General features: G+C 43.2%; 6 protein-coding genes. 3 read left to right on the forward strand and 3 right to left on the reverse strand.

What is annotated here, in order from left to right:
* Positions 1 to 399 precede the first annotated feature (399 nt).
* Entirely contained in the window at positions 400 to 1,836 is a 1,437-nt protein-coding gene (locus tag NBH16_RS22785; RefSeq protein ID WP_122115123.1) for a Gfo/Idh/MocA family oxidoreductase, read from the reverse strand.
* A 207-nt stretch (positions 1,837 to 2,043) separates the two neighbouring features.
* On the opposite strand from NBH16_RS22785, the gene NBH16_RS22790 reads away from it, so the two are divergent.
* Together NBH16_RS22790 and bamJ are read left to right on the forward strand one after the other, a co-directional pair.
* Positions 2,044 to 3,588 (forward strand): glycine--tRNA ligase, encoded by a 1,545-nt coding sequence (locus NBH16_RS22790; RefSeq protein ID WP_005863410.1) that lies wholly within the window; start codon positions 2,044 to 2,046, stop codon positions 3,586 to 3,588.
* A gap of 4 nt (positions 3,589 to 3,592) precedes the next feature.
* The gene (gene bamJ / locus NBH16_RS22795; protein WP_057326093.1) at positions 3,593 to 4,111 is read left to right on the forward strand and encodes a BamJ family beta-barrel-assembly machinery protein; all 519 of its coding nucleotides are present in this window, start codon (positions 3,593 to 3,595) and stop codon (positions 4,109 to 4,111) included.
* Between the two features lie 337 nt (positions 4,112 to 4,448).
* Here bamJ and NBH16_RS22800 read toward each other — a convergent pair whose 3' ends face one another.
* Both NBH16_RS22800 and NBH16_RS22805 read right to left on the reverse strand, forming a co-directional pair.
* Positions 4,449 to 5,243: a LytR/AlgR family response regulator transcription factor gene (locus NBH16_RS22800; RefSeq protein WP_009016614.1), complete on the reverse strand. Its 795-nt coding sequence runs from the start codon at positions 5,241 to 5,243 to the stop codon at positions 4,449 to 4,451.
* Between the two features lie 7 nt (positions 5,244 to 5,250).
* Positions 5,251 to 6,018 (reverse strand): LiaI-LiaF-like domain-containing protein, encoded by a 768-nt coding sequence (locus tag NBH16_RS22805; protein ID WP_121961190.1) that lies wholly within the window; start codon positions 6,016 to 6,018, stop codon positions 5,251 to 5,253.
* Positions 6,019 to 6,257: 239 nt separating this feature from the next.
* On the opposite strand from NBH16_RS22805, the gene NBH16_RS22810 reads away from it, so the two are divergent.
* Positions 6,258 to 9,281: an ATP-binding protein gene (locus tag NBH16_RS22810; RefSeq protein ID WP_250789106.1), complete on the forward strand. Its 3,024-nt coding sequence runs from the start codon at positions 6,258 to 6,260 to the stop codon at positions 9,279 to 9,281.
* The last annotated feature ends 108 nt before the right edge of the window (positions 9,282 to 9,389 follow it).

Below are 9,389 nucleotides of genomic sequence, written 5' to 3' on the forward strand. Positions count from 1 at the left end.
GATAATAAGAATGAAGAAGATGCAATTTCTCTTCTTCGCTGTAATGCTCATGTTTTTTGCGCATAATAATTACACATTTTATTGTTATTGAATGTGTCTACCTATATCAGCATAAGACATAATATTTTATATATGTTGAAAGGAGATTGGATAATGCTATATGGTGAGTGTAGAGGATCGTTGTGTTAGGTGAAGGAAAAGTGGTAAATAGCAGTAAATAGTGGTAGATAGAGCCAGATAATTGTAGATGTTTTTTATCTACCACCATGAACTAAATATCCTAAGGCCAGATGATTGCAGGGATAGTTGTAGATATTGTAGCAAATGGGCTTGTAAATTATATGGGAGAATTGAAAGTCAAAGCGATAAACAAATAACTTTCAATTCTCCATTTTACAATTAAATGGTATAATATTGTTCCCATCCTTTGCGAGGCGGCAAACCACACAGCATCTTATTCGCCTCCGGATCGTTCGTGATCTGTTTCGTGTCACGATCGAAGACGAGCTTGCGGTTCAAGCGCTGGCTTAATACGCCGAGACAGAATACCTGACTTAATGGGCCGGCGATCGAGAACGGTGAGCGGGTTTTCTCCTTACCCATACAACTTAGCAGGAAGTTCGCAAAATGGTTAGACGGGCTTTTCGGCACTTCCGGTAAGCGGGATTCCATCTCTTTCGCTTTCTCATCCGGGATGATAGATAAGGTACTTCCATGAGAACCACCCTTGAAGGTTAATTCTTTCGAGTAGATTTCCTTGCCCGGGTTCAATTTCGCCGGTTGTATCTTGCCGCCGGCTACGGTCGGGATATTCGGGTCGAGCTCGGAAACACCGTAACCTTCCGGGACGGAGGGGATATTGTCCAGTCCATCGTACCAAGTGATATCCACGGCCGGCATATTCCCTCTTTCCGGGAATTTAAACAGAAGGGTGGATGACATCGGGAAGAAGAACGGGTTATGGTCTTTCAAATAAAGCGGATTTATTTCTGTAGGCAATCCTAAATCTAGGAATTCATGTGCCGTATCCAAAATATGCGCTCCCCAGTCTCCTAAGACACCCATTCCGAAGTCGTACCAACAACGCCATTGTCCCAAATGGTAGTCATGGTTGTAATCATGATATTGAGCTACGCCGATCCATGTGTCCCAATCCATCGTCTCGGGAACCGGTTCTCCCATAGGCATATGCCTAATATTCGGGTTCCATCCGTGCCAGCGACGCGGATTATTCATATGGGCGGTAATGGCGGTAACATCCTTGATAATACCGGCCTCTTTCCATGCCTTGAATTGGAAATAGTTCGCCTCGGAATGTCCTTGGTTACCCATTTGGGTGACAACGCCGTATTTCTTCGCTCCACGCATCATGATCTCTATTTCTTGGAATGTGCGGGCCATCGGTTTCTCTACATATACATGTTTGCCGTGCGCCATCGCCTCGATCGTGATCGGGAAGTGGGAATGATCCGGCACGCCTACGCTTACGGCATCGATCTTGTCCGCCATCCGGTCGAACATCGTGCGGAAGTCTTGAAAACGGGCCGCTTTCGGGAACATGTTGATAATCTCTTGCGTGTGAGGGGCTCCCATGTCCACGTCGCAGAGAGCTACTACGTTACACAGACCTGTGTTATACAATTCCTTGGCGATCTCGCCCCCTCGTTGTCCGATGCCGATGAACGCGATGTTTACCCGGTCATTAGCGCTGATTAGCGGGGAAGTAGGTAGAACACGTCCGTGGGCGGGTGTCCAGAACGACGGGATGGCCGATACTGCCGATAAGGCTAGCGCTCGCTTAAGGAACGAGCGGCGTGAGATTTCTTCTGATTTCATGGTATTATCTTGTTTAAATTATACTGTTTGCGCAAACACTAATGATTTACGTCGTAAATATACAAAACTTTCTATAGTTACGGAAAAAATCATTTACTTTGTAACCTCATAAAGGAGACCATGTGCTAATGTGCCACTCAGGCGGGTCTCCGATGGACTTATCATTGGCACATTGGCATATTAACAAAATTGGCAAATTATTAGATTATGGCACAAGAAGATGTATTTAAGAAATTAGTTTCACACTGTAAGGAGTATGGTTTCGTATTTCCCTCCTCAGAGATTTATGACGGTTTGGGAGCGGTATACGATTATGGCCAGTATGGTGTTGAGTTAAAGAACAATATAAAGAAATATTGGTGGGATAGCATGACTTTGCTGCATGAGAATGTGGTGGGTATTGATTCCGCTATTTTTATGCACCCTACTATCTGGAAAGCTTCCGGCCATGTTGACGCTTTTAATGATCCGTTGATCGATAACAAGGACTCGAAGAAACGTTACCGTGCGGACGTTTTGATCGAAGACCATTTGGGCAAGATCGAGGAGAAAATGAATAAGGAAGTGGCGAAAGCCGCAAAGAAATTCGGTGACGCTTTCGATGAGGCTAAATTCCGTGAGACGAATCCTCGTGTATTGGAGCATCAAGCGAAATGGAATGAGATTCATGAGCGTTATAGTAAGGCGATGAACGAGTCTAACTTCGAGGATCTTCGCCAATTGATCTTGGATTGCGAGATCGTTTGCCCGATTTCCGGAACTCGTAACTGGACGGAGGTTCGCCAGTTTAACTTGATGTTCTCTACGGATATGGGTTCTACCGCTGATGGAGCGACTAAGATTTATCTTCGTCCGGAGACGGCTCAAGGTATTTTCGTGAACTTCTTGAATGTGCAGAAGACTGGCCGTATGAAGATCCCGTTCGGTATCGCCCAGATCGGTAAGGCGTTCCGTAATGAGATCGTGGCTCGTCAGTTTATCTTCCGTATGCGCGAGTTCGAGCAAATGGAGATGCAATTCTTCGTTCGTCCGGGTGAGGAGATCGAGTGGTTCAAGAAATGGAAGTCTACTCGCTTAAAATGGCATCAAGCTCTTGGCTTGGGAGATCAGAAGTATCGTTATCACGATCATGAGAAGTTGGCTCACTACGCTAACGCCGCTACGGATATCGAGTTCGAGATGCCGTTCGGATTCAAGGAAGTGGAGGGTATACATAGCCGTACGAATTTCGACTTGAGTCAGCATGAGAAGTTTTCCGGTAAAAAGATCCAATATTTCGATCCGGAGTTGAACCAGAGTTACACTCCGTATGTAATCGAGACCTCGATCGGTGTAGACCGTGTGTTCTTGAGCATCATGGCGGGTTCTTACTGCGAGGAGACGTTGGCGAATGGCGAGAGCCGTGTGGTATTGAAGTTGCCCGCAGCCTTGGCTCCGATCAAGTTGGCCGTATTGCCATTGGTGAAGAAAGATGGCCTGCCCGAGAAAGCTGAGGAGATTATAAATATGTTGCGTTTCGACTTCCGTTGCCAATACGACGAGAAGGATTCTATTGGTAAGCGTTATCGCCGTCAAGATGCGATCGGTACCCCGTATTGTATTACGGTAGACCATGACACCTTGAAGGATAATTGCGTAACGATCCGTTTCCGTGACACGATGGAGCAAGAGCGCGTAAGCATCGATAAGCTTCACGATATTATCACGGAGAAGGTGAGCATGAAGAATTTATTGAAAAAGGTAATAGAGTAAACGAATGAAGAAGTACTGGCATATCGCGTTGATGTTGTTTTGCGTGCTCATGATCACCTCTTGTGGGGATGATGATGAGGCACTAGAGGTGGATGAGGTTTGGAAGGTCCAGAATGAGGAGGCTTTTCAAGCCCAGATGCTGGTTCCGGGTTTCGAGCAATTGAGTTCTCAAAGTAATGCCGGATTTATCCTTTACAAGGTCTTGAAGACTGGGGAGAGTAAGGAGCCGATTTATTATACGAGCAAGGTGGAATGTTATTATAAAGGCTCTTTTATAAATGGTGAAGTTTTTGATGATCGTTCTTTCGAGGCTGGAGAGCCTGCCGAGCTTACTGTTTCTGATATGGTAGATGGTTTTGCTACAGCGTTACAGAATATGCACCCAGGAGATCGTTGGGAGATTTGGATTCCTCAACAGATGGGATACGGTTCGGCTGGAAGGAGTGCTTCGGGAAGTGTCATAATAAAGCCTTATACGACTTTGATCTTTGATTTGGAAGTTACAAGGATTGTCAAAGAGTAGGTTCTTTCATTAAGAATAATTACGGCCGCCTCTTTTTAGGGGTGGCCGTTTTTTTATAGTTATATGTAAATCTAGGGAAGCAAACCTCTATAAACAATTAAAGCCTGTCTCACGACAAGCCCTAACCAAACTTTGTTAACCTTAAATCTAATACTATTATGAAAAAACCACGATGCAAAGATACGTTCGTCAAGACCATTTGTCAAGTCTTTTGCAACTAATATATGTTAAGTAACATATCGATGCTTGCCAAAAAGTGTTACACAACACAAAACTCTATATATTACAATCAAAATCTTCTAATTTTAACGATGATTAGGTCCCTTTTATAGGACTGCTAAAGGGAAAGACGTTCTTTGAGTAGCTTATAGCCAGCGCTACTGGCACGAAGATATGTTCCATCCTTTAATCGTACTTGATAGGTTTCTTTTCCGAATAGTTCTACTCGCAATATCTGTTCCGTATTAACGATATAAGAGCGGTGTATACGAACGAACTCCGGAGAAGGAAGGCTTCGCTCGAAATACTTCATGGTTTGCTCCTTTACGTGCTGACCGGAAGTGGTGAATAAGGTCACATAGTCGCCACATGCTTGCAAATAGAATATCTCTTTTATCGGGATGATATGAATACGTGCCCCGTCTTTTACGGATATACGATCTAGAATCTCCTCCGGAACGGTAGTCGGGGGAGGTGCCGTCTTTTCCTCCATTTGTCTCACGATAGGTTCCGCCTCACTCTTTCTTTCCCGACTGGCATACCATTGGGATAGAATGATCCATGCCATTAGGCCGAACAGGAATCGAAAAGGAATCGTGATCGAGAATTCCTCCCAATCTTCCAATCCGAATATTTGTAGCAAGATCGAGCATCCGGCTATGCAAGCGATTTGTACGAGTACGGCGAAAGCCACTCGTGCTTGCATGATATGTAACGTACATTGTACATACCAAAGATAATATCCCGCTACGGCGAACAATGCGATGGAAAGTAAGCTATCGACCAAAGTGATGCTCAACGGAAGATCGCCATAAAGAGTTAATAATGCGCATTGGATCGCTATGGCTAAAAGTAATAATAGGCTTCCCAGCCCTTTATGTAATATGGATGTTGTAATAGGATGTTCTTGCATGATGAGTTTAGTCTCTTAGTTCAAGGCCGCTGAACGACAAGTCTCCACATATATATAACGTGTGCGTCATGTCGGTTGTTTCTGTCAGGTCCCTCATGTCTTGGCATCCAGCCAAGAAGGAATCAACCTTTAGACGAACCAGCCATCCTTTAGGAACGTATATTACTACGCCGCTGAAGGAGCTATCTATGTTTATGATGGTTTCATCAGCCTCTAATGTTGTTTTTTTAAGATCGAGGATCACGTTGCCGAAAGATACGTCTATGTCCGCCCCCTTGAATACGGGGTCCAGTACGATGTACCTTACCGAGTTGAAAGTGGTGTCAACCGATACGAAACCGTTATCTGTCTCGTAGTTGATCTCATCGTTAGGCTTTCTGTGCCCGAAAGGGGGATGGTTAAAAGGACGTTTATGCTTTTTCGTGCGGATAGAATCTTTCCGCTTCAGCATGATGACCAATCCTAACAGGATTAATCCTAACGGCCAATATATACGTAAGAAATCGTTCGTGATCCAATTTAACTGCGGGAAAAGGAAATAGACTCCCACGCCCACGAGGAGCATACCTCCTACCGGATTACGGTGGAAAATCATAAAGATGCCCGACACGACAAGCAGCATCGGCCAAGATACAAGCAAGTCAAATAAAGATGGATCTATCATTCCTAGATTCCGCAGTAAAAATAATATACCGACAATGATAAATAAGGTAGCGATCAGATACCCGTTTGTCCTCTTCTCTTTAAAATCGATGTCATAATCTTTCATATCCATAAGTTCCATTTTTTTGTTTTTTATCAAATGTACGGGTTCGTCATTCTATACACAAGTAAATACCGCTGATTTCTATACGAGTATCGGTAAATAACCGAATAGTCCCGATTAAAAAAGCCTTTAGTTTGTAAGAAACGTGAATTTGACACCAAAACTTGATAAAAAAACGAGTTTGATAAGATTAGTTGATAATTAAGGAATATCTTTGTCTTTACAACTGCAATAGAGGAATGTAGGGAATGATACGAAATATTATAAATTTAAAGGCAATAATACTTTATTTTGGATTGATTTTATGCTTGATAGCCGGTATGCCGACTCTGGCTTATGGGAGTTCTTCATATCCGGTCAAGGAGGAATCGTATGTATTGGTGATAAATTCATATGTGGATGGCGAACGTTGGTCTGGTAATTTATTAAACATGATCTCGAAGTTCGCTACCCCGGAGGAGTACACTCTCCGGATAGATCATATAAGCGTGATGTTGGTTGATACGCCAGAGAAATTAAAAGAGAAACAAGAGGTCTTCTTTGAAGCTAACAAGAAGAAGCCGGATGGAATTATCTACTTAGGCGTAAATGGATGGGCTTTTATGCGGGATAAGATCCGGGAGAAATGGGGGGATATTCCCACTCTGGTCTGTTCGGAGACGGGGGAAATGGCAGAAAATGAATGTTATTTTAATCAGCGGCATTCCTCTGATAGGGTGATTCCTTTACAAGAGGCGGTTAAGGGGTATAACGCTACGGGATTGGTTATCCCTTATTATGTTAAAGGTTCGATCGACTTGGTGAAGGAATTAATCCCGGGTTTGAAACGTCTGATTTTCATATCCGACAGACGTTATGTCTCCACATGGCTCCGGGATGAGATGGAGAAACATATGGAAACTTCTTTCCCTGAGGGGAAAGTGGATTTTTATACGGAGGGTTCTTGCTCCATGGATAGTTTAATGGCGGTTCTGTCGGAGAAAGACCCACATCGAGCGACGGCCGTGATGTATTACTCGTGGATTACCGAGAAACCTTTCTTGAATCACTCGTTATTATATAGTACTTTGTATCAAGGTATAAACGGCATTTCTAGGCATCCTGTTTTTTCTTTATATGATATGGGCGTGGAAGAAGGATATACGATTGGTGGATATTATAATAGCGCTAAAACGATTGAGACTGCTCTAATTCCCTTGCTACAGCAAGTTTATAACGGTGAAGATATGGGCAAGATCCCGGTTTCAACGGTGGATGATCCTCATAAATACTTGAATTATGTTTCGCTGATGAGCGCGATGTCTAATGAAGATAATTTCCCACATGATGCGATCTATTTGAATGCGCCTCCCTCTTTTTTAGAAAAATATTGGATGCCGCTGTTAGGCTTTCTGATTTTCTTTCTGGTAGTCGTGTTTTTAGCGTGGCATTACGTGTATCGTTCTAAGCAAAAGATGAAGGAAGTGGAGTTGAGGCTATTATCCCGTTACCGTGATTTATTTAATAATATGCCATTGCCTTATATACGGCAGCGGCTGATTCGGGAAGGTACGCAAATCGATGTGCAGGTTTTGGATGTAAACCATGCTTTCGAGGAAAAAATCGCTCCTAAAGATTTCGTGGTAAATAAGCATGGAAAAGAGATCGCTAATTTAATTGGGGGAAGTTATCCTTTGCTTCTATCGGCTGTGCCTACAGTTCTGGAGAGTGGGAAATCCTTTACTTGTGAGTATTATTTTGAGCCGACAGGGCTTTACTATACGATTATCATCATGCCTACCTCGGAAGAGAATGTAGTTGACGCGTTTTTTATTGATATTACGGATATCCATAATTTCCAGACGCATTTGAAAGCCATGAATCATAAGCTGGCTATGGCGTTAGAGGCGGCAGATCTTTTACCGTGGCGATATAATCTGGCTGAAGGGAAGATTATCTATGAGTCGAAAGTACATCCGGGAGATAATATAGAGACAGCAGAGGTGCATACCCATGAGGTTTCGTTGAAGGAATATTTCAGCAAGATACACCCGTCTTTCAGGGCTTGCGTGGAAAAGGCTTTCGATGATTTGTGTAATGGGAAAATAAAGAAAGTACGAAAAGAATATTGTCTGGAGCGGTTGATTCCGGGAGAAGATCGCCATGAGTGGGAGGAGATACAGGTAATGGCTGAATATGATGCTTCCGGTAAACCGAAAGCGTTGATCGGGTCTACGATATCTATTACCGAGCGTAAGCAATTGGAACATGACCTTCGAATGGCTAGGGATAAGGCGGAGGAGTCGAATAAATTGAAATCAGCGTTTTTAGCAAATATGAGCCATGAGATACGTACACCGTTAAATGCGATAGTAGGTTTCTCTAATATCCTTGCCTCGACCGATGACCTTGAGGATAAGAAGGAATTCGCTGATATTATCGAGAATAATAATTCCCTATTGTTGCAGTTGATAAACGATATCTTGGATTTGTCAAAGATCGAGGCGGGTACCTTGGAGTTTACTTATGACTATGTGGATATTAACGCTGTATTGAGGGATTTGGAGCAATCGGCTCATTTGAAGAATAAGAATCCGGATGTACAGATCTCATTTAAGGATTATCTGGAGCCTTGCGTGATTTATACGGATCGAAATCGTCTGTCTCAACTGATGATCAATCTGTTGAACAATGCCATGAAATTTACGCTGGCAGGATCGATTTTATTTGGCTATAAGTTGAAGGATGATAATACGTTGTGGTTCTATGTAGAGGATACGGGCTGCGGAATCCCGGAGAATAAGCGGAAAGATATTTTCGGACGTTTTGTAAAACTGAATACTTTCGCTCAAGGAACAGGACTGGGTTTAAGCATCTGTGAGATGATTGTTACCCAGATGAAAGGAACGATCGGGGTTGATTCTATGGAAGGGAAAGGCTCTAAGTTCTGGTTTACATTGCCTTTTCAGCCGAAGAAAGAATTATTTCCTAGTGAAGAGCAGAAGCCTGTTACTTTGGAGAAGATCGCCCGAAGTGAGGTTACGATCTTGATCGCTGAGGACAATTCCAGTAATTATCGCCTGTTTGAGTCTATATTGAAGCCTGAATATAAATTGATTCATGCATGGAATGGAAAGGAGGCTGTGGAGCTATTTCATCAGCACAAACCGCAGTTGATCTTGATGGATATAAAGATGCCGGTCATGGATGGATACGAGGCTACCGCAGAGATTCGTAAGGTTTCTGCTAGCGTGCCTATTATTGCGGTGACGGCTTATGGGCTCACCCGATAAATCAGGGGGAAAATTCTTTAATTCTATAGAAAATTTGCACCTTTGTACCATGAACAATCAAGGACTATTAGCATTGGCACAGTTGATTCTGCCATCAGAGATACTTTC

The sequence above is a fragment of the Parabacteroides sp. Y3-G-102 genome (assembly GCF_023656845.1).
Lineage (GTDB): Bacteria > Bacteroidota > Bacteroidia > Bacteroidales > Tannerellaceae > Parabacteroides > Parabacteroides distasonis.

Excerpts from the sequence above, each read along its gene's own strand:
- NBH16_RS22785 (WP_122115123.1), bottom strand. The coding sequence starts at position 1,836 with ATGAAATCAGAAGAAATCTCACGCCGCTCGTTCCTTAAGCGAGCGCTA.
- NBH16_RS22790 (WP_005863410.1), top strand. The coding sequence starts at position 2,044 with ATGGCACAAGAAGATGTATTTAAGAAATTAGTTTCACACTGTAAGGAG.
- bamJ (WP_057326093.1), top strand. The coding sequence starts at position 3,593 with ATGAAGAAGTACTGGCATATCGCGTTGATGTTGTTTTGCGTGCTCATG.
- NBH16_RS22800 (WP_009016614.1), bottom strand. The coding sequence starts at position 5,243 with ATGCAAGAACATCCTATTACAACATCCATATTACATAAAGGGCTGGGA.
- NBH16_RS22805 (WP_121961190.1), bottom strand. The coding sequence starts at position 6,018 with ATGGATATGAAAGATTATGACATCGATTTTAAAGAGAAGAGGACAAAC.
- NBH16_RS22810 (WP_250789106.1), top strand. The coding sequence starts at position 6,258 with ATGATACGAAATATTATAAATTTAAAGGCAATAATACTTTATTTTGGA.